This is a genomic window from Pseudomonas sp. LBUM1647 (assembly GCF_059716175.1).
Window position 1 is genome coordinate 1,742,804 of the sequence record NZ_CP166809.1, and the last position, 26,385, is coordinate 1,769,188.

General features: G+C 59.8%; 24 protein-coding genes. 16 read left to right on the forward strand and 8 right to left on the reverse strand.

The annotated features are described in order from the left end of the window. Nucleotides 1-3 precede the first annotated feature (3 nt). The 5 genes from ACA059_RS07910 (at nucleotide 4) to ACA059_RS07930 (ending at nucleotide 6,038) form a co-directional block, all read left to right on the forward strand. Entirely contained in the window at nucleotides 4-1,443 is a 1,440-nt protein-coding gene (locus ACA059_RS07910; protein ID WP_008146981.1) for an aminotransferase-like domain-containing protein, read from the forward strand. Nucleotides 1,444-1,531: 88 nt separating this feature from the next. Then, nucleotides 1,532-1,999, forward strand: coding sequence for a translation initiation factor 2 (locus ACA059_RS07915; RefSeq protein WP_497633330.1), 468 nt, complete (start codon nucleotides 1,532-1,534; stop codon nucleotides 1,997-1,999). A 163-nt stretch (nucleotides 2,000-2,162) separates the two neighbouring features. After that, on the forward strand, nucleotides 2,163-2,417 hold the full coding sequence (locus tag ACA059_RS07920) for a YkgJ family cysteine cluster protein (protein WP_497633331.1): 255 nt from the start codon (nucleotides 2,163-2,165) through the stop codon (nucleotides 2,415-2,417). Nucleotides 2,418-2,458: 41 nt separating this feature from the next. Beyond that, complete coding sequence (locus tag ACA059_RS07925) at nucleotides 2,459-3,064, forward strand: START domain-containing protein (protein WP_497633332.1); 606 nt, start codon at nucleotides 2,459-2,461, stop codon at nucleotides 3,062-3,064. Nucleotides 3,065-3,944: 880 nt separating this feature from the next. Then, the gene (locus tag ACA059_RS07930) at nucleotides 3,945-6,038 is read left to right on the forward strand and encodes an LTA synthase family protein (RefSeq protein ID WP_497633333.1); all 2,094 of its coding nucleotides are present in this window, start codon (nucleotides 3,945-3,947) and stop codon (nucleotides 6,036-6,038) included. A gap of 61 nt (nucleotides 6,039-6,099) precedes the next feature. Here the strand turns inward: ACA059_RS07930 and ACA059_RS07935 are convergent, their stop codons facing one another. Beyond that, nucleotides 6,100-6,258, reverse strand: coding sequence for a DUF3309 family protein (locus ACA059_RS07935; RefSeq protein ID WP_169858239.1), 159 nt, complete (start codon nucleotides 6,256-6,258; stop codon nucleotides 6,100-6,102). A 280-nt stretch (nucleotides 6,259-6,538) separates the two neighbouring features. Between ACA059_RS07935 and ACA059_RS07940 the strand changes: the two genes are divergently transcribed. From ACA059_RS07940 to csrA, 3 genes are all read left to right on the forward strand, one after another. Then, nucleotides 6,539-7,354: an SDR family oxidoreductase gene (locus ACA059_RS07940; protein WP_497633334.1), complete on the forward strand. Its 816-nt coding sequence runs from the start codon at nucleotides 6,539-6,541 to the stop codon at nucleotides 7,352-7,354. 65 nt (nucleotides 7,355-7,419) lie between these two features. Next, entirely contained in the window at nucleotides 7,420-7,752 is a 333-nt protein-coding gene (locus tag ACA059_RS07945; protein ID WP_074878904.1) for a YnfA family protein, read from the forward strand. A 153-nt stretch (nucleotides 7,753-7,905) separates the two neighbouring features. Further along, entirely contained in the window at nucleotides 7,906-8,091 is a 186-nt protein-coding gene (gene csrA, locus ACA059_RS07950; protein ID WP_348123277.1) for a carbon storage regulator CsrA, read from the forward strand. Between the two features lie 4 nt (nucleotides 8,092-8,095). Here csrA and ACA059_RS07955 read toward each other — a convergent pair whose 3' ends face one another. The 5 genes from ACA059_RS07955 to mnmC form a co-directional block, all read right to left on the reverse strand. Beyond that, nucleotides 8,096-8,323 carry a YheU family protein gene (locus ACA059_RS07955; protein WP_003199186.1) on the reverse strand — a complete coding sequence of 76 codons (228 nt, stop codon included), beginning with the start codon at nucleotides 8,321-8,323 and terminating at the stop codon, nucleotides 8,096-8,098. 177 nt (nucleotides 8,324-8,500) lie between these two features. Then, entirely contained in the window at nucleotides 8,501-9,691 is a 1,191-nt protein-coding gene (locus tag ACA059_RS07960) for an osmoprotectant NAGGN system M42 family peptidase (protein ID WP_497633335.1), read from the reverse strand. A 159-nt stretch (nucleotides 9,692-9,850) separates the two neighbouring features. Beyond that, nucleotides 9,851-11,599, reverse strand: coding sequence for an N-acetylglutaminylglutamine synthetase (ngg, locus tag ACA059_RS07965; RefSeq protein WP_497633336.1), 1,749 nt, complete (start codon nucleotides 11,597-11,599; stop codon nucleotides 9,851-9,853). 3 nt (nucleotides 11,600-11,602) lie between these two features. Next, nucleotides 11,603-13,375: an N-acetylglutaminylglutamine amidotransferase gene (locus tag ACA059_RS07970; protein ID WP_497633337.1), complete on the reverse strand. Its 1,773-nt coding sequence runs from the start codon at nucleotides 13,373-13,375 to the stop codon at nucleotides 11,603-11,605. Nucleotides 13,376-13,499: 124 nt separating this feature from the next. Then, the gene (gene mnmC / locus ACA059_RS07975; protein WP_497633338.1) at nucleotides 13,500-15,482 is read right to left on the reverse strand and encodes a bifunctional tRNA (5-methylaminomethyl-2-thiouridine)(34)-methyltransferase MnmC2/FAD-dependent 5-carboxymethylaminomethyl-2-thiouridine(34) oxidoreductase MnmC1; all 1,983 of its coding nucleotides are present in this window, start codon (nucleotides 15,480-15,482) and stop codon (nucleotides 13,500-13,502) included. Nucleotides 15,483-15,836: 354 nt separating this feature from the next. Here mnmC and pap point away from each other — a divergent pair, with 354 nt between their 5' ends. Together pap and ACA059_RS07985 are read left to right on the forward strand one after the other, a co-directional pair. After that, nucleotides 15,837-17,360 (forward strand): polyphosphate:AMP phosphotransferase, encoded by a 1,524-nt coding sequence (pap, locus tag ACA059_RS07980; RefSeq protein ID WP_497633339.1) that lies wholly within the window; start codon nucleotides 15,837-15,839, stop codon nucleotides 17,358-17,360. 101 nt (nucleotides 17,361-17,461) lie between these two features. Continuing rightward, complete coding sequence (locus ACA059_RS07985) at nucleotides 17,462-18,646, forward strand: thiolase family protein (protein ID WP_497633340.1); 1,185 nt, start codon at nucleotides 17,462-17,464, stop codon at nucleotides 18,644-18,646. 122 nt (nucleotides 18,647-18,768) lie between these two features. Here the strand turns inward: ACA059_RS07985 and ACA059_RS07990 are convergent, their stop codons facing one another. Then, nucleotides 18,769-18,963 carry a DUF6316 family protein gene (locus ACA059_RS07990; protein ID WP_497633341.1) on the reverse strand — a complete coding sequence of 65 codons (195 nt, stop codon included), beginning with the start codon at nucleotides 18,961-18,963 and terminating at the stop codon, nucleotides 18,769-18,771. Nucleotides 18,964-19,174: 211 nt separating this feature from the next. On the opposite strand from ACA059_RS07990, the gene ACA059_RS07995 reads away from it, so the two are divergent. Next, nucleotides 19,175-20,128 (forward strand): DMT family transporter, encoded by a 954-nt coding sequence (locus tag ACA059_RS07995; protein ID WP_497633342.1) that lies wholly within the window; start codon nucleotides 19,175-19,177, stop codon nucleotides 20,126-20,128. 85 nt (nucleotides 20,129-20,213) lie between these two features. On the opposite strand, the gene ACA059_RS08000 is transcribed toward ACA059_RS07995, so the two are convergent. Further along, nucleotides 20,214-21,608 (reverse strand): class II fumarate hydratase, encoded by a 1,395-nt coding sequence (locus ACA059_RS08000; protein WP_123368995.1) that lies wholly within the window; start codon nucleotides 21,606-21,608, stop codon nucleotides 20,214-20,216. Between the two features lie 193 nt (nucleotides 21,609-21,801). Between ACA059_RS08000 and ACA059_RS08005 the strand changes: the two genes are divergently transcribed. The 5 genes from ACA059_RS08005 (at nucleotide 21,802) to ACA059_RS08025 (ending at nucleotide 26,134) form a co-directional block, all read left to right on the forward strand. Further along, complete coding sequence (locus tag ACA059_RS08005) at nucleotides 21,802-22,326, forward strand: DUF2059 domain-containing protein (protein ID WP_149629281.1); 525 nt, start codon at nucleotides 21,802-21,804, stop codon at nucleotides 22,324-22,326. Nucleotides 22,327-22,338: 12 nt separating this feature from the next. Then, entirely contained in the window at nucleotides 22,339-22,638 is a 300-nt protein-coding gene (locus ACA059_RS08010; protein ID WP_008151216.1) for a BolA family protein, read from the forward strand. Nucleotides 22,639-22,740: 102 nt separating this feature from the next. Continuing rightward, nucleotides 22,741-23,682: an oxygen-dependent tRNA uridine(34) hydroxylase TrhO gene (gene trhO, locus ACA059_RS08015; protein WP_150744462.1), complete on the forward strand. Its 942-nt coding sequence runs from the start codon at nucleotides 22,741-22,743 to the stop codon at nucleotides 23,680-23,682. Nucleotides 23,683-23,721: 39 nt separating this feature from the next. Beyond that, nucleotides 23,722-24,324: a DsbA family protein gene (locus ACA059_RS08020; protein ID WP_177338865.1), complete on the forward strand. Its 603-nt coding sequence runs from the start codon at nucleotides 23,722-23,724 to the stop codon at nucleotides 24,322-24,324. Further along, nucleotides 24,317-26,134, forward strand: coding sequence for an ABC transporter ATP-binding protein (locus ACA059_RS08025; RefSeq protein ID WP_497633343.1), 1,818 nt, complete (start codon nucleotides 24,317-24,319; stop codon nucleotides 26,132-26,134). Before ACA059_RS08020 ends, ACA059_RS08025 begins: the two co-directional genes overlap by 8 nt. The last annotated feature ends 251 nt before the right edge of the window (nucleotides 26,135-26,385 follow it).

The window sequence follows — 26,385 nt, forward strand, 5'->3', positions numbered from 1 at the left end:
GTCATGACCAATCTCTTGCTCTACCAACGTATTGCTCAACAACTGGCCGAAGACATCCGCCGTGGCGTCTATCAACCGGGGGAGCGCGTGCCTTCTGTGCGCAAGATGAGCTCGCAGCTCAACGTCAGCCATGCGACGGTGTTGCAGGCTTACGCCAACCTCGAGGATCAGGGGCTGATCCGCGCCCGGCCGCAGTCCGGTTACTACGTGCACCAGACCCCGGCCCTGACCGCGCCGACACCGGACATCGCCCGGGTCGAGCGTCCAGGTCTGGTCACTCGCAGCAGCATCATCCAACAAGTTCTGGTCGAATCCCGCCGCGAGGGTGTGTTTCCCTTGGGCGCGGCGGTACCGAGCGTTGATTATCTTCCGGTGCGGGCGCTGCATCAGCAACTGGCCAAAGTTACCCGTTTCCATAGCCCGCGGGCGTTCAGCTACATGTTCAGCCCGGGTTTCGAACCGTTGCGCCGACAAGTGGCGATCCGCATGCGCGATGCCGGCGTGGTGGTCGATCCGTCGGAAGTGGTGATTACCCACGGCTGCGTTGATGCGTTGCAGATGTCCCTGCGCGTGCTGACACGCCCGGGCGACCTGATCGCCGCCGAGTCGCCGACCTACTACGGTTTGCTGCAACTGGCTGACCTGCTGGGTCTCAAGGTTATCGAGATTCCGAGCGATCCGGCCACCGGTATGAGCCTCGAAGCCCTGCAGCTGGCGGCCAACCAGTGGTCGATCAAGGCGCTGGTGCTGACCACGCGTCTGAGCAATCCATTGGGCGGCACCATGCCCGAAGAGCGGCAGAAGCAACTGCTGCGGCTGGCCTCGGATTTCGATATCCAGATTGTCGAAGACGATATCTACGGCGAACTGATGTTCGAGCAGGGTCGCACCAAATCACTTAAAGCCTACGATCGGCTGGATCGGGTGATCTATTGCTCAAGCTTCTCCAAAACCCTGTCGCCGGGCGTGCGGATTGGCTGGATGATTGCCGGCAAGTACCAGCAGGAAATCCAGCGTTTGCAGACCTTCAGTACCCATTCGGCCTGCAGCGTCACGCAAATGGGCATTGCGGCGTACCTGGAGAACGGCGGCTACGACCGGCATTTGCGCTACATCCGTCAGGAGTACCGCAAGAACCTCAGCGCTTTCCAGCTGGCGGTGCAGCAATACTTCCCGGAAGGCACGCAGATGACCCGGCCGACCGGCGGCTTCATTCTGTGGGTCAGCCTGCCGGGGCGGGTCAACACGCAGGAGCTGCACGTTCGTGCGTTGCAGCAGGGCATCAGCATCGCGCCGGGGCTGATTTTCAGTAACACCGAGCAGTTCAACCACTGCATTCGGCTGAACTGCGGCACACCCTGGAATCGTGAAGCCGAACGTGCATTGATGACCCTGGGCATGCTCGCCACCCAGCTCTGTCAGGAGATGGTCGGCGGCTTTTGAGGGGGCGGGCAGGATATTCCTGCCCGAGCTTGTCATGTCGCGTGCAACAGGCGAGCATATGGCTCCTGCCGTTTGTACCGTTGGGTCCATGAAGCCGATTTTTCCCGCCGTCTGGCTATCGATCTGCCTGCTGATGACCTTCCAGGCCGAAGGTGTATTAGCGGCTTCCGTTCAAGAAAAACCGGCAACCAGCGCCACTTCGAAAAAACCAGCACCGGTCAAGAAAGCCGCGCCGGTCAAAAAGAAAGCGGCCAAGGTGAAAAAGCGACCGCCGATTGTCTCCAAGTCCAAATCCGCCAGTGAGATCGTGAAAACCAAGCTTCCTTCGGCCGACCTGGACTTGAGCCTGCCCCAAGACATGGCCGAGGAGCTGAAACCGATCGGCACGGTACCGTTGCCACGGCACGATGCAGTATTGCCGCAAATGTTTGGTGACAAGGCTGGTCCGTTTCAGCTCAACGGGAGGCTGATCAGCAACGAAATGCAGTTGCAACTGCGCAATGAAGAGCGCCATGAAGTCGAAGGCGCAGCCCTGGAATTCGAGTTCAAACGATAATTTCTTCCCGTCCGTGACCCGCTGGCCAGACGCTTTGTCGGAGACTGGTCAGTCACGCTCGTTTAAGCGAAAAAACCCGGGGCCAGGCAATTTTAAACAAGCGTTTTAGCGGTTACCCTGTGCCACGTCCTTTAACACATCGCCCGTCGAGGAGCTCGTCGTCATGAAATGCCGTGAAGGCTGTGGCGCCTGTTGCATTGCCCCTTCCATCAGTTCACCGATTCCCGGTATGCCCAATGGCAAAGCCGCTGGCGAACGCTGCATACAACTCTCTGCCGAAAACCTGTGCAGTATTTTCGGTAAACCGGAACGGCCGGCCGTTTGTTCGGCGTTTGAGGCCAACGTCGAGGTCTGTGGCAGCAGCGATGACGAAGCAATCAAATTGCTGGGTTGGTGGGAGGAAATGACGGCGGCGTGATGTGTTCAACGAACGGATCTTCAACAATAAGGAATAAGACTATGGGTTCGCTGCAACGTATGGCTGTGCTGTGTGGTTTGACGGTTTTGCTGGCTTCCACGGCTGCTCAGGCAGAAGACTGGAAAGTTGCCAAGAATGAAGACGGCATCAAGGTTTCCTTGAGTGAAGTGGCTGGCTCCGATTACAAGGCTTACCAGGGCGTCACCCTGATGAAGACCACCATGGCCAAACTGCGGGCGTTGCAGGAAGACGTGCCAGGCGCTTGCGTCTGGATTCACGAATGCAAAACCCAAAAATTGCTTAAGCACGAGGGCGATCAGAGCTGGACCTACACTCAGTTCAATACGCCTTGGCCCGTTACCGCGCGTGATTCGGTGTTGCATGTCACCACCACCGAAGGCGCCGATGGCAGTCTGACTCGCAAACTTGAAGGCGTGCCGAAATACCTTCCTGAAGAAAAAGGCTTTGTACGGGTGACCAAGGTTGATGGTTTCTGGAAGTTTGTGCCCAAGGGCGATCAGATTGAAGTGACCTATCAGGTGCACACCGAGCCGGGCGGTAGCATACCGTCGATGGTGGCCAACAAGTTTGTGGTGGATGCGCCGTTTAATACTTTGAAAGCCCTGAAAGAACGCGCTGAGAAGTAATCGATTCGCTCTTTTGATAAAACGCCTCGACTGGTTCGGGGCGTTTTCTGTTTGGTAGGGCGGTTTATTTGATCGGGGGCATATCCGTTTCTGCGGTCACGGCCGCTTAGGGTTCCGCTCTTACAGCGGGTCACTTTGAAAAGCCCAAAGTAACCAAAGGCTTTTGCCCCGTTCGTTCGGTGCCTCGCCCAGGCTCGGCATGCCCTCGCTCCGGTCCTGCTCCGTGGGCCCGCCGCCATCGGCCATCCATGGCCGGGGGCGGCTAACCCGGCATCCATGCCGGGTTGCCCACTGCGCAGAACCTCCACTCGGCCTCTCGAGGGGGCGTACACCGCAAAAGCAAAAGCGAGGCGGCCTACCCGGCCGGCCTGGGCTCAAGCGCATGCGTTCCCCTGTAGGAGCTGTCGAGCGAAGCGAGGCTGCGATCTTTGATCTTGCCGTTGCTGTTGCTGTTGCTGTTGCTTCAGATCTGCCGCCCCTTTCCCGGAGCAACGCCGGAGTGAGGGCATGCCGAGCCTAGGCGAGGCACCGAATGGCGGGGCAGGAGCCCTTGGTTACTTGGGGCTTTTCCAAGTGACTCGCTGTAAAAGCGAAACCGCCAGTCGCCGTTACCGCAGAAACGGATATGCCCCCGAACTAACCGGCATCAGAAGCAGGGGGACTTTATTTTGTTTCCGAATATACGTTGCACGAAATTTTCACAAAGCCTCCAAGACAATTCGCCCGCGCCAAACATGCCGGACAGTAATCAATGGCAATGCCGCGGGTGATCGTGCAACATTTGCGCACCGCGCAAGCCCCGGGGCCGAGTACTGGCCAACAGAGGGCAAGGCGCAGCTGTATTTTTGAAACTTCAACTTCCAATGGGTCCTAAAACGACATGGCAAACCCGGACGCCCTGAGTCAGCAGCGAGCTTCTAGTCGCCTGCTGCAACCGACCGTCAAATCGCATCTGGCCTACACGCTGCTGTGTGCCCTGGTCATGATGGTCATGTTCAGCCTGCTGCGCGTTGCGCTGCTGGTTTACAACCGCGAGATGATCCTCGACACCCCGGCTTCGACCTTTCTCGAAGCGTTCGCCAACGGTCTGCGTTTCGACCTGCGCCTGGTGGTCTACCTCAGCATTCCATTGCTGCTGGCGCTGTTCAGCGCCCGGGCGATGGCCGCACGCGGATTCTTCCGGTTCTGGCTGACCATTGCCTCGAGCATCGCCCTGTTCCTCGGCCTGATGGAGATGGACTTCTACCGCGAGTTCCACCAGCGCCTCAACGGCCTGGTCTTCCAATATGTAAAGGAAGACCCGAAAACCGTGATGAGCATGCTCTGGTACGGTTTTCCGGTGGTTCGCTACCTGCTGGCCTGGGCCGTGGGCACCTTGATCCTGACCCTGGCGTTCAAGGGTGCCGACCGCGCTACCCGTCCTCGCGGCCCGTTCAGCGGCGGCAGCATTGGCACCCGCCAGATCGCCCCGTGGTATTCGCGCATCGCGGTGTTCGTGGTTTGCCTGCTGGTCTGCGTGGTCGCTGCTCGTGGCACGCTGCGTCAAGGCCCGCCGATGCGTTGGGGTGACGTCTACACCACCGACTCGAACTTCGCCAACCAGTTGGGCCTCAACGGCACCCTGTCGCTGGTCGAAGCGGCCAAAAACCGGATGTCCGAAGATCGCGACAACATCTGGAAGGCCACCCTGCCACAGCCTGAAGCGCAGAAAGTCGTGCGTGACATGCTGGTGATGGCGGACGACAAACTGGTGGATGCCGGAACCGCAGCCGTGCGTCGCGACTACACGCCGCCGGCCGACAAGACCCTGCCGATCAAGAACGTCGTCGTGATCCTGATGGAAAGCATGGCCGGTCACTCGGTGGGCGCCTTGGGTGCACCGGGCAACATCACGCCGTACCTCGACAAATTGTCGAAGGAAGGTCTGCTGTTCGACCGCTTCTTCTCCAACGGCACCCATACCCACCAGGGTATGTTCGCCACCATGGCCTGCTTCCCGAACCTGCCAGGTTTCGAATACCTGATGCAGACGCCGGAAGGCAGCCACAAATTGTCCGGCCTGCCGCAATTGCTCAGTGCCCGTGACTATGACGACGTGTACGTCTACAACGGCGACTTCGCCTGGGATAACCAGTCGGGTTTCTTCAGCAACCAGGGCATGACCAACTTCATTGGTCGTAACGACTTCGTGAACCCGGTGTTCTCCGATCCGACCTGGGGCGTGTCCGACCAGGACATGTTCGACCGTGGTCTGGTAGAGCTCAAGGCGCGGGAAAACGGCAAGCCGTTCTATGCGTTGCTGCAAACCCTGTCCAACCACACGCCATACGCCTTGCCGACACCATTGCCTGTTGAGCGCGTGACCGATCGCGGTAGCCTGAACGAGCATTTGACCGCTATGCGCTATGCGGACTGGGCGCTGGGCCAGTTCTTTGAAAAGGCCCGCAAGGAGCCGTATTTCAAGGAAACCCTGTTTGTGATCGTCGGCGACCACGGTTTTGGCAACGAGCGTCAGATCACCGAAATGGACCTGGGCCGCTTCAACGTGCCGATGCTGATGATCGCACCGGGCATCCAGGAAAAGTTCGGCGAGCGAGACCATACCGTGGGCACGCAGATCGACATCGTGCCGACCATCATGGGCCGTATTGGTGGCGAAGTGCGTCATCAGTGCTGGGGCCGCGATTTGCTCAACCTGCCTGAAGGCGACACTGGTTTCGGCGTGATCAAGCCGTCGGGAAGCGAGCAGACCACCGCCATCATCACGGCTGATCAGATTCTGGTGCTGCCGAAGGAAAAGGAAATGGCGCCGAAGATGTACCAGTACGAACTGGGCGCGATACCTCACGCCGAGATCGTTCCGGATGCACCGCGTACCGCTGAGCTGAAACTCAAGCTCGAAGCGTTCCTGCAAACGGCGACCAAGAGCCTGATCGACAACACCGCCGGTGTGGTTGACGGCAAGCCGGACTAAGTCTTGATGCAATAAAAAAGAGGCCCTTGAAAAGGGCCTCTTTTTTTTGCCTGTTAAACCTTTAAATCTTGCCGAGCAACAGCAGGATCAACAGCACCACCAACACCACGCCGATGATACCCGACGGGCCATAACCCCAGCTTCTGGAGTGCGGGAAGACCGGTAAACCACCTACCAGCAGGAGGATCAGAATAACGATAAGAATTGTGCCCATGTCTATTTCCTTGTTGGAAGTGTTCTGGAATTACCTGCCCTTTAACTGTCAACCGGGATGCTAAAAAACCAGGCTGCTTACAAAATCCGACTGTCGCACACGATAGAAAATTCCAAGTTTTTTTAATGTTTTTCGAAGAAAGGCTTATTTCGTTTTTAATGAGTCTAGTTGGTTCAGGCGCTGCCACGGTTTGCTCGGGCCATTCAGCAATCTGATGGAGCGTGGGTCGGGCATTGTCCTTCGCTACACTCGATGCATCTTCCCCGGAACAACAAGGCTGTTTGCTATGCAAAATCGCATGATGATCACTGGCGCGGGCTCGGGCTTGGGTCGCGAAATCGCGCTGCGCTGGGCGCGTGAAGGCTGGCAGCTGGCCTTGTCGGATGTCAGCGAACCCGGTCTGCAGGAAACCCTGAAATTGGTTCGCGACGCCGGCGGCGACGGTTTTATCCAGCGTTGCGACGTGCGCGATTACAGCCAGCTGACCGCTTTCGCCCAAGCCTGCGACGAGAAACTCGGTGGTATCGATGTCATCGTCAACAACGCCGGCGTTGCCTCGGGCGGGTTCTTCTGTGAACTGTCCCTGGAAGACTGGGACTGGCAGATCGCGATCAACCTGATGGGCGTGGTCAAGGGCTGCAAGGCCTTCCTGCCGCTGCTGGAAAAAAGCAAAGGCAAGATCATCAACATCGCGTCGATGGCCGCCCTGATGCAAGGCCCGGCCATGAGCAACTACAACGTGGCCAAGGCTGGCGTGGTGGCGTTGTCCGAAAGCCTGCTGGTCGAACTGGCGCAGCAGGAAATCGGCGTACATGTGGTGTGCCCATCGTTCTTCCAGACCAACCTGCTGGACTCGTTCCGTGGCCCGACGCCGGCCATGAAGGCCCAGGTCGGCAAGTTGCTGGAAAGCTCGCCGATCACCGCAGCCGACATTGCCGATTACATCTATCAGCACGTCGCCGCCGGCGAATTCATGATCCTGCCCCACGAACAGGGCCGCATGGCCTGGGCGCTCAAGCAGAAAAACCCGCAACTGCTCTACGACGAAATGACCGTCATGGCCGACAAAATGCGCGCCAAGACCAAACAAACCGCAGGTTGAGCTTGCCCCTTACACAAAACCATCGTTAGGGTGGCCGCCATCGGCCATCCTCGCGAGACTTTTGCATGCTCAATTACCTGTGGTTTTTCCTCGCCGCGCTGTTTGAAATCGCCGGCTGTTTCGCCTTCTGGATGTGGCTGCGCCAGGGTAAAAGCGCCTGGTGGGTCGTACCGGCTCTGCTCAGTCTGACCTTGTTCGCGCTGTTGCTGACCCGCATCGAAGCGACCTACGCCGGTCGCGCCTATGCCGCTTACGGTGGCATCTACATCATCGCGTCGATCGGCTGGCTGGCGGTGGTCGAGCGGATTCGTCCACTGGGCTCGGACTGGCTCGGCGTGGCGCTATGTGTGATCGGGGCCAGCGTCATCCTTTTCGGCCCGCGCTTCTCCGCTTCCTGAAGGATCGGTCTTTCATTCAATGGGTTTGTAGGACGTTTCCATAGGAGCTGTTCGGAGTGCGCTGTAGGGCGGGACTGATTTGCTGCCGTCGCATTGAAGCCCCACTCAGTGCAGGGCATCTTCAGGGTTCGATAACCCTGAAGGACGAATGCCATGCTTGTACTCAGTCGCGTTGTGGGCGAGTTGATTTCCATCGGTGACAACATTTCCGTGCGCATTCTTGCCGTCAATGGAGGCAGTGTGCGCTTCGGTGTCGAAGCGCCGCAGAACGTCAACGTGCACCGGGCCGAGGTCTACGACCGCATCCAGCTCAAACGGGCGAAAAACAAAGGACGCTGAGGTCTCAGTCGAACAGGTGCTTGGGCACATCGTGTTTGAGCATCAACTGGCATTGCTCGCTTTCCGGGTCGAAGACAATCAGCGCCTGGCCCTTGGTCAATGCCTGGCGAACACGCAGAACACGGGTTTCCAGCGGCGTGTCATCGCCATTGTCCGTACCGTCACGGGTCACGAAATCCTCGATCAGGCGGGTGAGGGTGTCGACTTCAAGTTGGTCGTGGGGGATCAGCATAGGCACCTCGGCTAAACAATGGCGCGATGCTACGGCGGTTCAACGCACAGGACCAGTAGGAGCTGCCGCAGGCTGCGATCTTTTGATCTTTTGATCTTTTGATTTTCAGCGATGCAACTGACGCCAGAAGATCAAAAGATCGCAGCCTGCGGCAGCTCCTACGATTTTGCGTTCGCTTTAGCTCTCCGACCGCTGCCCTACGAGGCTATCCACCGACGGCACCCGCGTATCGCTTTCCATCTGTGTGTCATGTTCGATCTGATGACTGAACCGGTCCAGCGACCCTTTGGCAGGTTGTGCATCGCTGGCAAACACCGGCGGACTCAGAATGTAGGCGCCGAGCAACCGACTGAGCGCAGCGAGGCTGTCGATGTGGGTGCGTTCGTAGCCGTGAGTGGCGTCGCAGCCGAAGGCGAGCAGGGCGGTGCGAATGTCGTGCCCGGCGGTGACCGCCGAATGAGCATCGCTGAAGTAGTAGCGGAACAGGTCGCGACGAACCGGTAACTCGTTGTCACTGGCCAGGCGCAGCAGATGCCGCGACAGGTGATAGTCATAAGGTCCGCCGGAGTCCTGCATTGCCACGCTCACGGCATGTTCGCTGGAATGCTGGCCCGGCGCGACCGGGGCAATGTCGATGCCGACGAATTCGCTGACGTCCCACGGTAACGCCGCCGCGGCGCCACTACCGGTTTCCTCGGTGATGGTGAACAGCGGATGACAGTCGATCATCAGCTCTTCGCCGCTGTCGACGATCGCTTTCAATGCCGCCAGCAATGCGGCAACGCCGGCCTTGTCGTCGAGATGTCGGGCGCTGATGTGGCCGCTTTCGGTGAACTCAGGCAAAGGGTCGAAGGCGACGAAATCACCGACGCTGATGCCCAGCGAGTCGCAATCGGCACGTGTGGCGCAATAGGCGTCCAGGCGCAGCTCGATGTGATCCCAACTGATCGGCATTTCATCCACGGCGGTATTGAACGCATGCCCGGAAGCCATCAGCGGCAGCACGCTGCCACGGATTACGCCGTTGTCGGTAAACAGGCTGACCCGGCTGCCCTCGGCAAAACGGCTGGACCAGCAGCCGACAGGCGCCAGGGTCAGACGACCGTTGTCCTTGATCGCGCGAACCGCCGCGCCGATGGTGTCGAGGTGGGCGGAGACCGCGCGGTCGGGGCTGTTTTTCTTGCCCTTGAGGGTGGCGCGGATGGTTCCGCGGCGGGTCATTTCAAAGGGAATGCCCAGTTCTTCAAGCCGCTCGGCGACGTAACGCACGATGGTGTCGGTGAACCCGGTCGGGCTGGGAATGGCGAGCATTTCCAGCAGGACTTTTTGCAGGTAGTTCAGATCCGGTTCTGGAATGTTGCTGGTCATGGAAACTCCTGATGAGTTGAGGCCATCGATGGTTCCGATGAGGGGGAAAATTTGGTGCCTGACCTGACGCCTTCGCGAGCAGGCTCGCTCCCACAGTGGAGTGCGGTCAAATGTGGGAGCGAGCCTGCTCGCGAAGGCGCCAGTCCAGGCACTACATCACTAAGAAACCGCCGGCTGACTATGCGGAAACAACAAATCCACAAACCGCTCAGCCGTCGGCTGCGGCTCATGGTTGGCCAACCCTGCGCGCTCATTGGCTTCGATAAACACATACTCCGGCTGATCGGCAGCAGGCACCATCAGGTCGAGCCCGACCATCGGAATGTCCAGCGCCCGCGCCGCTCGCACTGCTGCATCCACCAACGTCGGGTGCAGGATCGCCGTCACATCCTCAAGAATCCCGCCGGTATGAAGATTCGCCGTACGCCGTACGAACAGATGCTCACCGGCCGGCAGAATGCTGCTGTAGTCGTAACCGGCAGTATTCAATGTGCGCTCGGTCTCATGATCCAGCGGGATCTTGCTTTCACCGCTGGTAGCAGCTTGACGACGCCGGCTCTGCGCTTCGATCAGCGCACCGATGGAATGCTGACCATCGCCCACCACTTCTGCCGGTCGGCGAATGGCCGCGGCGACCACCTCAAAACCGATCACCAGAATCCGCAAGTCGAGACCTTCGTGGAAACTCTCCAGCAGCACGCGACTGTCGAACTGGCGAGCGGATTCGATGGCTTGCTGGACCTCTTCGATGCTCCGTAAATCCACCGCGACGCCTTGGCCCTGTTCGCCATCCAGCGGTTTGACCACCACCCGTTCGTGCTCATCGAGAAACGCCAGATTGTCATCGGCATTGCCGGCCAGTTGCTGCGACGGCAAGTTCAAACCGGCGGTCTTGAGCACTTTGTGCGTCAGGCTTTTGTCCTGGCACAACGTCATGCTGATGGCGCTTGTCAGATCGCTGAGGGATTCACGGCAACGTACGCGACGACCGCCATGGATCAAGGTGAACAGGCCGGCATCGGCGTCATCGACTTGCACTTCGATGCCTCGGCGGTGAGCTTCCTCAACGATGATCCGTGCATAAGGATTGAACTCGGCTTCGGGACCCGGGCCGAGAAACAGTGGCTGATTGATGCAGTTTTTGCGCTTGATGGCGAAGGTCGACAGGTTGCGAAACCCCAGCTTGGCGTAAAGACTTTTCGCCTGCCGGTTGTCGTGCAGCACGGACAGGTCCAGGTAACTCAGCCCACGGCTCATGAAGTGCTCGATCAAATGCCGCACCAGCACTTCACCGACGCCCGGTCGCGAACATTGCGGATCGACCGCCAGGCACCACAGGCTGCTGCCGTTCTCTGGATCGTTGAAGGCCTTGTGGTGATTGAGGCCCATGACGCTACCGATGATCGCGCCGCTGTCCTCATCTTCGGCCAGCCAATAGACGGGGCCACCCTGATGGCGTGGGGTCAGCAAGTTGGCGTCGATCGGCAGCATGCCGCGCAACTGATACAGCTGATTGATCGCCTGCCAGTCCGCATCACTCTGGGCCCTGCGGATGCGAAAACCGCGAAACACCCGAGTGGACTGGCGGTAGTCGCTGAACCACAGGCGCAAGGTGTCGGACGGGTCGAGAAACAACTGGGCCGGCTCCAACCCCAGCACTTGCTGAGGCGCAGCCACGTACAGGGCGATGTCGCGTTCACCGGTGTGCTCGTTGAGCAGCTCTTGGGCCAGGCTCGCCGCATCCGGGAAGGTATGGCCGATCAGCAACCGGCCCCAGCCGCAGTGCACGGCAATCGGTGCGGCGCCCAATTCACTGCCGTCTTCGGCCAGGCGTGCCTGCAAGCGTTCGTAAGAGGGCGCCTGACCGCGCAACAAGCGTTGGCTGTAGGCCGTGGCGTGGGGTTTCATCGATCAGATTCCTTGTTCACTGAGCCACAGGTTCAGCGCCGCCAATTGCCACAGCTTGGAGCCGCGCAATGGGGTCAACTGGCCTTGCGGATCGGTCAGCAGGCGGTCGAGCATCTCTGGCTTGAACAGTCCGCGATCCTGACTCGGATCGAGCAGCAGTTCGCGCACCCAGTTCAGCGTATCCCCCTGCAAATGCTTCAGGCCCGGCACCGGGAAGTAACCTTTCTTGCGATCGATCACTTCACTCGGAATGACCAGTCGCGCGGCTTCTTTCAAGACTTGCTTGCCGCCATCCGGCAGTTTGAATTTGCCCGGCACGCGGGCCGACAATTCCACCAGGCGATAGTCGAGAAACGGCGTACGCGCTTCCAGGCCCCAGGCCATGGTCATGTTGTCGACGCGTTTGACCGGGTCGTCCACCAGCATGATCGTGCTGTCCAGACGCAGGGCTTTGTCCACCGCTGCATCGGCACCTGGCTGTGCGAAATGTTCCTTCACGAAGTCGCCAGCGGCGTCATTCGCTGTCAGCCATTTCGGCTGCACGGTGGCGGCGTAGTCGTCGTAACTGCGGTCGAAAAACGCATCGCGATAGGCCGCGTACGGATCATCGGCACCGTCGACTTGTGGGTACCAGTGATAACCGGCGAACAACTCGTCGGCGCCCTGGCCGCTTTGCACCACCTTGCAATGCTTGGCCACTTCACGGGACAGCAGATAGAAAGCAATGCAGTCATGGCTGACCATCGGCTCGCTCATGGCGCGGAACGCCGCAGGCAGTTGCTCGATGATCTCTTTTTCGTCGATGCGCAATTGGTGATGCTGGGTCCCGTAGTGTTTGGCGATCAGGTCCGAATACTGGAACTCGTCGCCGCGCTCGCCGCCGGCATCCTGGAAACCGATGGAGAAGGTCGACAGGTTTTCAACACCGACTTCACGCAACAGACCGACCAGCAGGCTCGAATCCACACCGCCCGAAAGCAGAACACCGACATCGACCGCCGCACGTTGACGGATCGCCACCGCGTCGCGGGTGCTGTCGAGCACACGGTCACGCCAGTCTTCGAGTGTCAGATTCATCTCGTCGGCGTGTGGGCCGTAGGGCAGGGTCCACCAGGTTTTCTGTTCGGTGGTGCCGTCCGCTTCGATGCGCATCCAGGTCGCCGGTGGCAGTTTTTCGATGCCGGCCAGCAAGGTGCGCGGGGCAGGGACCACGGCGTGGAAATTCAGATAATGATTGAGCGCCACCGGATCGAGGATCGGGTTGATGTCGCCGCCCTTGAGCAGCGCTGGCAGCGTCGAGGCAAAGCGCAGGCGCTGACCGGTGCGCGACAGGTACAGCGGCTTCACGCCGAGACGGTCGCGGGCGATGAACAGACGTTGGGCATCGCGCTCCCAAATGGCGAAGGCGAACATGCCATTGAGCTTGGGCAGCAGCGCTTCGCCCCAGGCGTGATAGCCCTTGAGCAGCACTTCGGTGTCACCACCGGAATAGAACGCGTAACCAAGGCTTTCAAGCTCGGTGCGCAGTTCGGGAAAGTTGTAGATCGCGCCGTTGAAGGCCAGGGACAAGCCCAATTGGTTGTCGACCATCGGCTGCGCCGAGCCGTCCGACAGGTCCATGATTTTCAGGCGACGATGGCCCAGGGCAATCGGCCCCTGGCTATGAAAGCCCCATGCGTCAGGGCCGCGAGGGGCCAGGTGATGGGTGATTCGCTCAATGGCTGCAAGGTCTGCAGGTTGATGATCAAAACGTAACTCGCCAGCTAATCCGCACATAAAGTCCTTACCGGTTTTTCCGTTGGGGAGGGTCAATCGATACCGCGCCAAAAACGGCGGGTACTCAGAAACTGACCCGGCTGAATCCCCGGAGTTTTAGACCGATAAGTTATAAGGCGCGCCGTCAGACTTTTCCGCGGATTAACTGGCGCACGGCGAAACGGTTGGGGTGGCAGGCCTCGGCGACCATTCTGGGGAGGGGCAGCGGTTCGTTTTCGACCCATGCCGCGAGCAATTCACCCGACAGTGGCGCGGTGATCAGGCCGCGAGAACCGTGGCCGCTGTTGACGTAAAAACCCTCAAGCCACGGGCAGGGAATGTCCGGTACTTGCCGGGCGTCCTTGCTCAGTACGGCGTAGGCATCGGCGAAGGCCACTTGCTCAGCCAACGGGCCAACGATCGGCAGATAGTCCGGACTGGTGCAGCGGAACGCGGCGCGTCCTTCAAGCTGTTGCGGGTCCAGTGCCTGTGCATGCAGTCGCGTGGCCAGGTCGGGGGAGATCTCCTCGAGCAAAGCCAGGTTGCCGAGGTGTTCGGCTAGGGTTGGGGTCAGGTCCTCGCTCTTGAAGTCGAAGCTGGCGCCGAGGGTGTGTTCGCCCAGTCGAGCCGGCGCCACATAGCCTTCGGCACAAACGACGGTGGCCAGGCTCTGGCTTTCAGGGGTTTGCGCCAGTCGGGTGATCTGGCCACGAATGCGTTTGAGGGGCAGCTCGGCGCTGTGTGGAAAACGCTTGATCTCGGCGGCACCGGCCAAAATCACCACAGGGGCACTGGCCAGCAAATCATCACCGTCCCAGGCCTGCCACTGATCATCAACCTTGCGCAGTTCCAGGACATCGCGATGGGGCATCCACTGAATGTTCGCCGAAGACGCCTGCCAATGGCACAACGCTGGCGGATGAACCCAGCCGCCCTCCGGGAAGAATAATCCGCCGTGCTCCAGGGCGATGCCGGCCTGAATCTGGGCTTGCGGTTGATCGAGCAAGTGCACCAGGTCTGGCGAAAAGGCGGCGGCCAATTGCGCCTGACGTTCGGCTTCCTTGGCGTTGAAGGCCAGTTGCAAGACCCCGCAATCGTCCCAGTCGACGCCCCGTTGCAAATGTTCAAGCAAGCGCCGGGTGTGACCGAAACCACTGACAATCAATTGCGATAACGCCGTACCGTGGGCCGAAAGCTTGAGGTACAGCACGCCCTGAGGATTGCCCGAGGCTTCTTGCGCCAGCGCATCGTGACGCTCCAGCAGACTGACTTGCCAACCCCGCGCCGCGAGACTGGCGGCCGTGGCGCAACCGGCCAGGCCGGCGCCGATCACCAGTGCCCGACGTTCGCCGGTCAGTGGCGTCGGGCGCGCGAACCATGGTTTGGCCGCGGCGGGCGCCGGGACTTCTTCAGGCCAGCCGAGAAACACGCCCCGCAAAATCTCCCATTTGTGGCCGATGCCGGGCGTGCGCTTCATCTTGAAGCCCGCCGCATTCAGCAGGCGGCGCACCCAACCGGTGCTGGTGAAGGTGCTGATGGTCGAACCGGGGGCCGCCAGACGCGCCAGTTCGGCGAACAGCTCGGCGGTCCACATGTCAGGGTTTTTCGCCGGGGCAAAACCGTCGAGAAACCAGGCATCGATCTGCGCGTCGAGTTGTGGCAATTGCTCCAGCGCATCGCCGATCAGCAGGGTCAGGGTCACGCGGCCGTTGTCCAGCACCAGGCGCTGGAAGCCTTGGTGGATTGCGATGTATTGCGTCAGCAGTTGATCGGCAAACGGTTTGAGCTCCGGCCACAAGGCCAAGGCACGCTGTAGATCGGGCAGGCTCAGCGGGTACTTTTCGACACTGACAAAATGCAGCCGCGCTCCGGCCACCGCGTGCTGCTCGAACAACTGCCAGGCGCAAAGGAAATTCAGCCCGGTGCCGAAACCGGTTTCGCCAATCACCAGTCGACCGCCGGCTGGCAACGCAGCGAAGCGTTCACGCAAAGCGTTCTGTTCGAGGAACACGTAGCGGGTTTCGTCCAGCCCCGACAGATCGGAAAAGTACACATCATCGAACACCCGCGAACGCGGGAGCCCTTGGTCGTCCCAGTCGAGCTGGGCGTGGGGCAATACAGGTTTCATGGCAGGCTCGGCAACGGCAAGGCGGCCATTCTAGCCGATCGCCGGAGCGGTGCTTGATCCATGGCAAGTGTCAGGTTGGGGGCGTCAGGGACAATCGTCACTTTTGTGAAGAGAGAGCGCTTTCTGTGGCGAGGGGGCTTGCCCCCGTTCGGCTGCGTAGCAGTCGTGAAATCAGCAAACGCGGTTTGCCAGGCAGACCGAGTCGTTTGGCTTCAGGGCCGCTTCGCGACCCAACGGGGCGATGCGGCGTTCCGACAAGCCCCCTCGCCACAAAAGCCCAAACCACAGGGAATTTTCTCTGCTGACTATCGGCCCAATCCGCTAGTCTTGCTCAATCCTGGAAGGAGCCGTCCCATGTTCGAATCCGCCGAAATCGGTCACGCCATCGACAAAGAAACCTACGACGCCGAAGAGCCGGTCCTGCGTGAAGCCTTGCTCGAAGCGCAGTTCGAACTTCACCAGCAGCGCCGCTTTCCGGTGATCATTCTGATCAATGGCATCGAAGGCGCCGGCAAGGGCGAGACGGTCAAGTTGCTCAACGAATGGATGGACCCACGCTTGATCGAGGTCCGCACGTTCGATCAGCAGACTGACGAAGAGCTGGCGCGGCCACCGGCCTGGCGCTACTGGCGGATGCTCCCGGCCAAGGGCCGCATGGGGATTTTCTTCGGCAACTGGTACAGCCAAATGCTGCAAGGCCGGGTTCATGGCTTGTTCAAGGACCCGGTACTGGATCAGGCGATCAACCAGTCCGAGCGTTTTGAAAAAATGCTCTGCGACGAAGGCGCACTGATCTTCAAGTTCTGGTTCCACCTCTCCAAGAAGCAAATGAAGGCGCGGCTCAAGGCCCTGGCGGATGACCCGCTGCACAGCTGGCGCATCAGTCCACTGGATTGGCAACAATCGAAAACCTACGACAAATTCGTGAAGTACGGCGAACACGTGTTGCGCCGTACCAGTCGCGACTACGCGCCTTGGCATGTGATCGAAGGGGTGGACGCTCATTACCGCAGCCTGGCGGTGGGCAAGATCCTGCTCGAAGGCCTGCAAAGCGCTCTGAAGCGGCCCAGGATTCACCCCGCCAAGGTCAGCGCCGCGCCCTTGGGCAGCAGCATCGATCAGTTCAACCTGCTCGACAGCCTCGACATGACCCAGCGCCTGGACAAGGACGATTACGAAGAACAATTGATTACCGAACAGGCACGATTCTCCGGCCTGATGCGCGACAAACGCATGCGTCGGCACGCCTTGGTGGCGGTGTTCGAAGGCAATGATGCGGCAGGCAAGGGCGGGGCGATCCGCCGGGTCGCGGCGGCCCTCGATCCGCGTCAGTACAGCATTGTGCCGATTGCTGCACCCACTGAAGAGGAGCGGGCGCAGCCGTATCTGTGGCGGTTCTGGCGGCATATCCCGGCCAAGGGCAAGTTCACGGTGTTCGATCGTTCGTGGTACGGGCGGGTGCTGGTGGAGCGCATCGAAGGCTTCTGTCCACCGGCGGACTGGTTGCGGGCCTACAGTGAAATCAATGATTTCGAAGAGCAGATCGCTGAGGCCGGAGTGATCGTGGTCAAGTTCTGGCTGGCCATCGACAAGCAGACGCAACTGGAGCGTTTCCAGGCCCGGGAAGAAATCCCCTTCAAGCGTTTCAAGATCACCGAAGATGACTGGCGCAATCGTGACAAATGGGACGATTACCGCGCGGCGGTCGGCGACATGGTTGATCGCACCAGCACTGAGATTTCGCTCTGGACACTGGTGGAAGCCAATGACAAGCGCTGGGCGCGGGTCAAAGTCCTGCGCACCATCAATCTGGCGCTGGAAGAGGCTTTCGAAAAATCCGACAAACACGACAGGAAAGTGAAACAGCACAAGAAGTGAGCGATGGTTACGCATACGCGGGGTGAATGATTGTCGCGGTCGGTAATGCAGTGGACTTATGCTCGGTCCACTCCCAACCGACAACAACAATGAGGTATGCCATGCGTGAAGTGGTGATCGTCGACAGCGTGCGGACCGGCCTGGCCAAATCCTTTCGCGGCAAGTTCAACCTGACCCGTCCGGACGACATGGCGGCCCACTGCGTCAATGCGCTGCTGGCGCGTTCGGGCATCGATCCGGCCAGCGTCGAGGACTGCATCGTCGGTGCCGGTTCCAACGAAGGTGGCCAGGGCTTCAACATCGGTCGCAACATCGCGGTGCTGTCGCGCCTGGGCACCGGCACTGCCGGCATGACCCTCAACCGTTTTTGCTCGTCGGGCTTGCAGGCGATTGCCATCGCCGCCAACCAGATCGCCTCGGGTTGCAGCGACATCATCGTCGCCGGTGGCGTCGAGTCCATCAGCCTGACCATGAAAAGCATCAACACCGACAACCTGATCAATCCGTTGCTCAAAGAGCAGGTGCCCGGCATCTATTTTCCGATGGGCCAGACCGCCGAAATCGTCGCTCGTCGTTACAACGTCAGCCGCGAAGAACAGGATCTGTACGCGCTGCAAAGTCAGCAACGTACCGCTCAGGCTCAGGCCGATGGATTGTTTGACGATGAAATCGTGCCGATGGCGGTGAAGTATCGCGTTGAAGACAAGGCCACCGGTCAGGTGCAGATCCTTGACGGCATCGTCGATCACGATGACTGCAATCGCCCGGGCACCACCCTGGAAAGCCTGGCGGGATTGAAACCGGTGTTTGCCGAAGACGGTTCGGTGACGGCGGGCAATTCTTCGCAGCTGTCCGATGGCGCGTCGATGACGCTGGTGATGAGCCTGGAAAAAGCACTGCAACTGGGGTTGAAGCCCAAGGCGTTCTTCCGTGGTTTCACCGTGGCCGGTTGCGAGCCGGATGAAATGGGTATCGGCCCGGTGTTCTCGGTGCCGAAGTTGCTCAAGGCCAAGGGTTTGCAGGTTGCCGACATTGATCTGTGGGAACTCAACGAAGCGTTCGCCTCGCAATGCCTGTACAGCCGCATTAGGTTGGAGATTGATAACGACAAGTACAACGTCAATGGCGGCTCGATTTCCATCGGCCATCCGTTCGGCATGACCGGCTCGCGTCAGGTCGGGCATCTCGTGCGTGAATTGCAGCGCCGCAACGTGCGTTACGGCATCGTCACCATGTGTGTGGGTGGCGGAATGGGTGCGACCGGGTTGTTTGAAGCGGTACGTTAAGACTGCAAGAATTGTGTTGCCTGGTTAACCGCCATCGCGAGCAAGCTCGCTCCCACATTGGATCTATGTCGCACATCAGATCACTGTGGGAGCGAGCTTGCTCGCGATGGCAGCGCCGCAGTCTATAAGCTCATACGCAAAAGCAGCATCCGCTCAATGTAAGCCTGTACCTCCCGCGCCAACTTCTCCGGGTTTTCGAACGGCCCCTCCAGGGTGTTTTCCCGGGTGCTGAAATACAAATTCCCATTCACGCGACACACCCGGTCACAGCGAAAGTGAGTGGCGGGGGCATTGTCCTGGGCGCGCTTGCCGTACATGGCGATCTCCTTAGGAATGTTCCTGTTGGCGAATCCCATGAGCTTATGCATGAACCACTTGCAACGCCTGGCCAACCGATCGACGGCATAGCGCCAATTTAATGGTGCGACCTGCACAGTTTCATTCGCGGCCAACGCCCAACTGTCCCTGTGTGCCGAGCGGCGCTAAGCCTAGAATGACCTTTCTCGCCACTTGGCTTCGGGGTTCGCAATGCACATTTCATCGGGTCGCTGGGTTTACGGTCTGTTCCTGGCCTTGGTGACCGCGCTGCTGTGGGGAATCCTGCCGATCAAACTCAAGCAAGTGCTGCTGGTGATGGACCCGGTGACGGTGACCTGGTTTCGCCTGATCGTATCCGGCGGCTGCCTGTTCATTTATCTGGCGGCGACCAAACGCCTGCCGAGCCGCAAAGTGTTGGGGCCGCGCGGAGGCTGGTTGGTGTTGATGGCGGTGCTCGGCCTGGTGGGCAACTACGTGCTGTACCTGATGGGCCTGAACCTGCTTAGCCCCGGCACCGCGCAACTGGTGGTGCAGATGGGCCCGATCATGTTGCTGATCGCCAGTCTGTTTGTGTTCAAGGAACGGTTCAGCGTGGGGCAGGGGATTGGCCTGCTGGTGCTGTTGATCGGCTTTGCCCTGTTTTTCAATCAGCGGCTCGCCGAGTTGCTGACCTCGCTGACCGATTACACCGCCGGCGTGCTGTTGGTGCTGTTGGCGTCCACGGTCTGGACGTTCTACGCCTTGGGCCAGAAGCAATTGCTCACGGTGTGGAATTCGCTGCAGGTGATGATGGTGATCTACCTGTTCTGCGCGATGTTGCTGACGCCGTGGGTGCATCCGCTGGAAGCGCTGCAACTGAGTCCGCTGCAAGGCTGGCTACTGCTGGCGTGCTGCATGAACACCCTGATCGCCTATGGCGCGTTTGCCGAGGCTCTGGCGCATTGGGAGGCATCGCGGGTCAGTGCAACGTTGGCGATTACGCCGTTGGTGACGTTTGCTGCGGTGGCTGTGGCCGCGTGGATGTGGCCGGACTATGTGCATGCCGAGACGATCAATGGTCTGGGTTATGGCGGGGCGGTGCTGGTGGTGCTGGGGTCGGCGCTGGTGGCGTTGGGGCCTTCGTTGATTGCGGGGTTAAAGGCCCGTCGTGTTCGGATGGCTTGAAGATCAAAAGATCGCAGCCTTCGGCAGCTACAGAGACCGGTGTAGGAGCTGCCGAAGGCTGCGATCTTTTTGCGTCACTTTAAATCTAACCTTTGGCACCCGCCTCCAGCATATTCTCCGGCCTTACCCACGCATCAAACTCTTCATCCGTCAGATACCCCAACTGCAACGCCGCCTCACGCAAGGTCAGCCCTTCGGCGTAAGCCTTTTTGGCGATCTCCGCCGATTTGTCATAACCAATGTGCGGATTCAGCGCTGTCACCAACATCAACCCACGCTCCAGATGTTCAGCCATTTTCTCTGCATCCGGTTCCAGGCCGGCGATGCAATGCTGCTGGAAGTTGCTGCAGCCATCGCCCAGCAGGCGGATCGATTGCAGCAGGTTGTGGATGATCACCGGTTTGAACACGTTCAGTTGCAGGTGCCCCTGACTCGCTGCAAACCCGATGGCGACGTCGTTGCCCAATACCTGACAAGCAAGCATCGATAGCGCTTCGCACTGAGTCGGGTTGACCTTGCCCGGCATGATCGAGCTGCCCGGTTCGTTGGCCGGCAGTTTGACTTCGGCGAAGCCTGCTCGCGGCCCGGAGCCCAGCAGGCGCAGGTCGTTGGCGATTTTCATCAGGGTCACGGCGAGGGTTTTCAGCGCGCCGGACAGCGTGGTCAGCGGCTCATGGCCAGCCAGGGCGGCGAATTTGTTGGGTGCGGTGACGAACGGCAGGCCGGAGAGGGCGGCCAGCTCGGCAGCGATGGCTTCGCCAAAACCGTGGGGCGAGTTCAGCCCGGTGCCGACCGCGGTGCCGCCCTGGGCCAGTTCACAGACGGCCGGTAGCGCGCTGCGGATCGCCCGCTCGGCGTAATCCAGTTGCGCGATGAACGCCGACAGTTCCTGACCGAAGGTGATCGGCGTTGCGTCCATCATGTGGGTGCGGCCGGTCTTGACCAGTTTCATATGCCGCGCGGACAGCTCGGCCAATCCGCCCGACAGTTCGTTGATCGCCGGCAGCAATTGCTGTTGCACTGCCTGGGCTGCCGCGATGTGCATGGCGGTCGGGAAACAGTCGTTAGAGCTCTGGGAGCGGTTGACGTGATCGTTAGGGTGAACCGGCGACTTGCCGCCGCGAGCATTACCGGCCAGTTCGTTGGCGCGACCGGCGATCACTTCGTTGACGTTCATGTTGCTCTGGGTGCCGCTGCCGGTCTGCCAAACCACCAGCGGGAACTGGTCGTCATGGCTGCCGTCGAGCACTTCGTCGGCGGCTTGTTCGATCAGCCGGGCGATGTCGGCGGGCAGGTCACCGTTGCGGTCATTGACCCGCGCCGCGGCTTTCTTGATCAGCGCCAGGGCATGCAGCACCGCCAGCGGCATTTTTTCGTTGCCGATGGCGAAGTTAATCAGCGAGCGTTGCGTCTGAGCGCCCCAGTAGGCTTCATCCGGGACTTCCACCTGGCCAAGGCTGTCGGTTTCGATACGGCTCATCATGCACACTCCTGTAGGTCTGATAGCGCAGTTTAGGCCGTGATCGCCGGCCGTGGTTCCATCAGTCTGGTTTTTGACCATTCAACCCCTCTAAATCAGGCCAGACAAGGCTTGGGGTTGAGTGACACACTTTTTTAGGTGCAGAATGGTCGCCCTTGGGGTAATGACCTCGCCTGCTAGAAAAGGAAACTCGATGACTCGTCTTCGTGCCATCTGTACCGCGGTTGCACTGGTTTGCGCCAGCGGCCCTGTTTTTGCCGATACTGCCAGCCACAACGCCAGTGCCGAAGCTTTCCTGACCCTGGCGCACGCTGACAAATTGGGCACTCCGGTGTACATGCAAGTGCAGCAAATGTTCGCTCAACGCTTTGAACAAACCAAAGCCCCTGCGTCGAAAAAAGCCTTGCTGGAAACCTACCAGGCCAAAGCCAACGCCGCGCTGGACCAAGCCATTGGCTGGAACAAGCTGAAGCCGGACATGGTCAAGCTCTACACCACCAACTTCAGCGAATCCGAGCTGAAAGACCTGGTCGCGTTCTACCAGTCGCCACTGGGCAAGAAAGTCCTGGAAAAAATGCCGCAGCTGACTCAGCAATCGGCCCAGATGACTCAAGCCAAGCTGGAAAGCGCCGTGCCTGTGGTCAACAAACTGCTGGCTGACATGACGGCCGAGCTGGAGCCTAAAGGCGCCGCCGCTCCAGCCAAGAAAAAGCCTTAAGCGGAGTTCGGTATGACCATGCAACAACGCATCGAATCGACGCTGGGCCTGTTGCAGCCGCAGCATCTGCAAGTGCTGGATGAAAGCCACATGCACAGCCGTGGGTTGCAGACTCACTTCAAGGCCGTGGTGGTCAGCCAGCAGTTCGAAGGGCTTAACCGGGTCAAGCGTCACCAAAAAGTCTACGGCACGCTCGGCGAGCTGATGGGCGAGTTCCATGCGTTGGCGCTGCATACCTACACGCCAGAGGAGTGGGCACAGATCGACGCGGCTCCGGCCTCGCCGACCTGTGCTGGCGGCAGCAAGCATTAAGCATCGGTTTTTTGCTAGAATCCGCAACGCGCCGCTCACCCGGCGCGTTTTTTTTCGCATCCGGTTCACCCCTTACGAGGGTAGCCACCTGGAGAATCACCCATGACACAACAGATTGTCGTGGCGGCACTGTATAAGTTCGTCACCCTGGAAGATTACGTCGCCCTGCGCGAGCCACTGCTGCAAGCGATGGTCGACAACGGCATCAAAGGCACCCTGCTGATCGCCGAAGAAGGCATCAACGGCACAGTGTCCGGCAGCCGCGAAGGCATTGACGGGCTAATGGCCTGGCTCAAGAACGACCCACGCATGGACGACATCGACCACAAAGAGTCGTACTGCGACGACCAGCCGTTCTATCGCACCAAGGTCAAACTCAAGAAAGAAATCGTCACCCTCGGCGTCGAAGGCGTGGACCCGAACAAGAAGGTCGGCACTTACGTCGATCCAGAGAACTGGAACGCGCTGATCAGTGATCCGGAAGTGCTGTTGATCGACACTCGCAACGACTACGAAGTCTCGATCGGCACCTTCGAAGGCGCCATCGACCCGAAGACCACCAGTTTTCGCGAATTCCCCGACTACATCAAAGCCCATTTCGACCCGGCCGTGCACAAGAAAGTCGCGATGTTCTGCACCGGTGGCATTCGTTGTGAAAAGGCGTCGAGCTATATGCTCAGCCAGGGCTTCGACGAGGTTTATCACCTCAAGGGCGGCATTCTGAAGTACCTCGAAGAGGTGCCGCAGGAAGAAACCAAATGGCAGGGCGACTGCTTCGTGTTCGATAACCGCGTGACCGTTCGTCACGACCTCAGCGAAGGCGACTACGATCAATGTCATGCCTGTCGTACACCGATCAGCGTCGAAGACCGCACATCCGAGCATTACGTGGCCGGCATCAGTTGCCCGCATTGCTGGGATAAGCTGAGCGAGAAGACCCGTCGCAGTGCCATCGACCGGCAAAAGCAGATCGAACTGGCCAAGGCTCGCAACCTGCCTCATCCGATCGGCTACAACTACAAGCAAACTCCTTCCGAGGCTTGAACCATGTCTGCGCAACGCCTGCTCTATGTGATGGACCCGATGTGTTCCTGGTGCTGGGGCTTCGCGCCGGTGGCCAACGCGCTGGTCGAGCAGGCGCAAGCAGCGGGGGTGGATGTGCACCTGGTGGTGGGCGGTTTGCGTACCGGCAGCGGCTCCGCGCTGGAGCCGACCACCCGGCGCTACATCCTTGAGCATTGGCAAGCGGTCACCGAAGCCACGGGTCAACCGTTCAAGCTGGAAGGCGCGTTGCCCGACGGGTTTGTCTACGACACCGAACCTGCCTGTCGGGCGCTGGTGACCGCGCGCAGCCTGGCGCCGGATTGCGCGTGGAAACTGCTCGGGCTGATTCAGCACGCGTTTTACGCCGAAGGGCGCGATGTCACGCATGCCAGTGTTCTGGTGGAGTTGGCAGAGCAGGCCGGTCTGCCGCGTATCGAGTTCGCCGCCGCGTTCGACCGTGCCGATCAGCACGCCGCGACGGCGGCCGATTTCACCTGGGTCCAGGACCTGGGCATTGCCGGTTTCCCTACCTTGCTGGCTGAGCGTGATGGTCAATTGGCGCTGTTGACCAATGGCTATCAGCCGCTCAGCGTATTGTCTCCGTTGCTCGGCCGCTGGCTGGAGCGCGCTGCCTGTGCATGATCTGCCCGACGATGCGCCAGCTCCTTCGCGTGTCGACCGTCTGAGCTGGGCGGAAATCCGTCGCCTGGCGCTGCATCACAAAAAATCCCTGTGGATCGCCAACGGCGTGGCGGTGCTGGCAACCCTGTGCAGCGTGCCGATTCCCTTGCTCTTGCCGTTGCTGGTCGACGAAGTGCTGCTGGGCCACGGCGACGCCGCACTGAAGCTCATGAACCACGCATTGCCCGAAAACTGGCAGAAAGCCGCGGGCTACATCGGCCTGATGTTGCTGGTGACGCTGGGACTGCGGTGCGCCGCTTTGCTGTTCAACGTCGTGCAGGCGCGGTTGTTCGCGGCGCTGGCCAAAGACATCGTCTACCGCATCCGCGTGCGGCTGATCGAACGGCTCAAGCGCATTTCGCTGGGTGAATACGAAAGCCTGGGCAGCGGCACGGTCACCACGCACCTGGTGACCGACCTGGACACGCTGGACAAATTCGTCGGCGAAACCCTCAGTCGTTTCCTTGTGGCCATGCTGACCCTGGTCGGTACCGCCTCCATCCTGATGTGGATGCACTGGAAGCTGGCGTTGCTGATCCTGCTGTTCAACCCGTTGGTGATCTATGCCACCGTGCAGTTGGGCAAACGGGTCAAGCACCTGAAGAAACTCGAGAACGACAGCACCTCGCGCTTTACCCAGGCACTCACCGAAACCCTCGATTCCATTCAGGAAGTGCGTGCCGGCAACCGTCAGGGCTTTTTCCTTGGGCGCCTGGGTCAACGCGCCCGGGAAGTGCGCGATTACGCGGTGAACTCGCAGTGGAAAACCGATGCCTCGAACCGTGCCAGCGGCTTGCTGTTCCAGTTCGGCATCGATATTTTCCGTGCGGCGGCGATGCTCACCGTGCTGTTTTCCGACCTGTCCATCGGCCAGATGCTCGCGGTGTTCAGCTACCTGTGGTTCATGATCGGTCCGGTGGAACAGCTGCTCAATCTGCAGTACGCCTATTACGCGGCCGACGGCGCGCTGTCGCGGATCAACGAGTTGCTGGCCCGGGCCGATGAGCCTGAATACCCGGGCGGTGTCGACCCGTTCAACGGTCGCGAAACCGTGGGCATCGAAGTCCAGGGATTGAGTTTCGGTTACGGCGACGAGCTGGTGTTGAACCAGATGAACCTGTCGATCGCCCCCGGCGAAAAGGTCGCGATTGTCGGCGCCAGCGGTGGCGGCAAAAGTACTCTGGTGCAGTTGCTGCTGGGCCTGTACACGCCGCTCGCCGGGACGATCCGCTTCGGCGGCTCGACCCAGCAAGAGATCGGCCTGGAAACCGTGCGGGAAAATGTCGCCGTGGTCTTGCAACATCCGGCGCTGTTCAACGACACCGTGCGCGCCAACCTGACCATGGGCCGCGAACGCAGCGACGAAGCCTGCTGGCAGGCTTTGGAGATTGCTCAGCTGCACCACACGGTTCGTGAGTTGCCCAACGGCCTGGACAGCATCGTCGGACGTTCCGGCGTGCGCTTGTCCGGCGGGCAGCGCCAACGCCTGGCGATTGCGCGGATGGTGTTGGCCGAGCCCAAAGTGGTGATCCTCGACGAAGCCACCTCAGCGCTGGATGCAGCCACCGAATACAACCTGCACCAGGCGTTGGCGCGGTTCCTGAGCAACCGCACCACGCTGATCATTGCGCACCGGTTGTCCGCGGTGAAGCAGGCTGATCGGGTGCTGGTGTTTGATGGCGGACAAATTGCCGAGGATGGCGACCATCAGCAGTTGATTGCTGATGGGGGGTTGTACGCCAAGCTTTATGGGCATTTGCAGCAGCACTAGCCAATGCGCACAGCAGCACATCGCTCAAGGGCGATGGAGTGCGGGTCCGATTACAAGCGATAGAAAGAAGGGCGGGGCGGTATATAGATCGGTGAGGGAAAGTCTTGCCGTGGAGCTGTTATTTCCTTTGTTTGTCTGCTGCGCTCCAAAAAAACAGCGACTTATAGACACTTCCTCGCAGCGGGAGCGGCTACTCGCTTGCCGGGATCAAGAACGCACCCTAGTCTAGCTGTAGCGATCACGTTGGATGA

Bases quoted from the DNA above. Each gene is read 5' to 3' on its own strand.
- ACA059_RS07910 (WP_008146981.1), top strand. From the start codon at position 4: ATGACCAATCTCTTGCTCTACCAACGTATTGCTCAACAACTGGCCGAA.
- ACA059_RS07930 (WP_497633333.1), top strand. From the start codon at position 3,945: ATGGCAAACCCGGACGCCCTGAGTCAGCAGCGAGCTTCTAGTCGCCTG.
- ACA059_RS07920 (WP_497633331.1), top strand. From the start codon at position 2,163: ATGAAATGCCGTGAAGGCTGTGGCGCCTGTTGCATTGCCCCTTCCATC.
- ACA059_RS07985 (WP_497633340.1), top strand. From the start codon at position 17,462: ATGCGTGAAGTGGTGATCGTCGACAGCGTGCGGACCGGCCTGGCCAAA.
- ACA059_RS08000 (WP_123368995.1), bottom strand. From the start codon at position 21,608: ATGAGCCGTATCGAAACCGACAGCCTTGGCCAGGTGGAAGTCCCGGAT.
- ACA059_RS07990 (WP_497633341.1), bottom strand. From the start codon at position 18,963: ATGTACGGCAAGCGCGCCCAGGACAATGCCCCCGCCACTCACTTTCGC.
- ACA059_RS07945 (WP_074878904.1), top strand. From the start codon at position 7,420: ATGCTCAATTACCTGTGGTTTTTCCTCGCCGCGCTGTTTGAAATCGCC.
- ACA059_RS07970 (WP_497633337.1), bottom strand. From the start codon at position 13,375: ATGTGCGGATTAGCTGGCGAGTTACGTTTTGATCATCAACCTGCAGAC.
- trhO (WP_150744462.1), top strand. From the start codon at position 22,741: ATGACACAACAGATTGTCGTGGCGGCACTGTATAAGTTCGTCACCCTG.
- ACA059_RS07925 (WP_497633332.1), top strand. From the start codon at position 2,459: ATGGGTTCGCTGCAACGTATGGCTGTGCTGTGTGGTTTGACGGTTTTG.
- ACA059_RS07915 (WP_497633330.1), top strand. From the start codon at position 1,532: ATGAAGCCGATTTTTCCCGCCGTCTGGCTATCGATCTGCCTGCTGATG.
- mnmC (WP_497633338.1), bottom strand. From the start codon at position 15,482: ATGAAACCTGTATTGCCCCACGCCCAGCTCGACTGGGACGACCAAGGG.
- ngg (WP_497633336.1), bottom strand. From the start codon at position 11,599: ATGAAACCCCACGCCACGGCCTACAGCCAACGCTTGTTGCGCGGTCAG.
- ACA059_RS07960 (WP_497633335.1), bottom strand. From the start codon at position 9,691: ATGACCAGCAACATTCCAGAACCGGATCTGAACTACCTGCAAAAAGTC.
- ACA059_RS07995 (WP_497633342.1), top strand. From the start codon at position 19,175: ATGCACATTTCATCGGGTCGCTGGGTTTACGGTCTGTTCCTGGCCTTG.
- ACA059_RS08005 (WP_149629281.1), top strand. From the start codon at position 21,802: ATGACTCGTCTTCGTGCCATCTGTACCGCGGTTGCACTGGTTTGCGCC.
- csrA (WP_348123277.1), top strand. From the start codon at position 7,906: ATGCTTGTACTCAGTCGCGTTGTGGGCGAGTTGATTTCCATCGGTGAC.
- ACA059_RS07955 (WP_003199186.1), bottom strand. From the start codon at position 8,323: ATGCTGATCCCCCACGACCAACTTGAAGTCGACACCCTCACCCGCCTG.
- ACA059_RS07940 (WP_497633334.1), top strand. From the start codon at position 6,539: ATGCAAAATCGCATGATGATCACTGGCGCGGGCTCGGGCTTGGGTCGC.
- ACA059_RS08010 (WP_008151216.1), top strand. From the start codon at position 22,339: ATGACCATGCAACAACGCATCGAATCGACGCTGGGCCTGTTGCAGCCG.
- pap (WP_497633339.1), top strand. From the start codon at position 15,837: ATGTTCGAATCCGCCGAAATCGGTCACGCCATCGACAAAGAAACCTAC.
- ACA059_RS08020 (WP_177338865.1), top strand. From the start codon at position 23,722: ATGTGTTCCTGGTGCTGGGGCTTCGCGCCGGTGGCCAACGCGCTGGTC.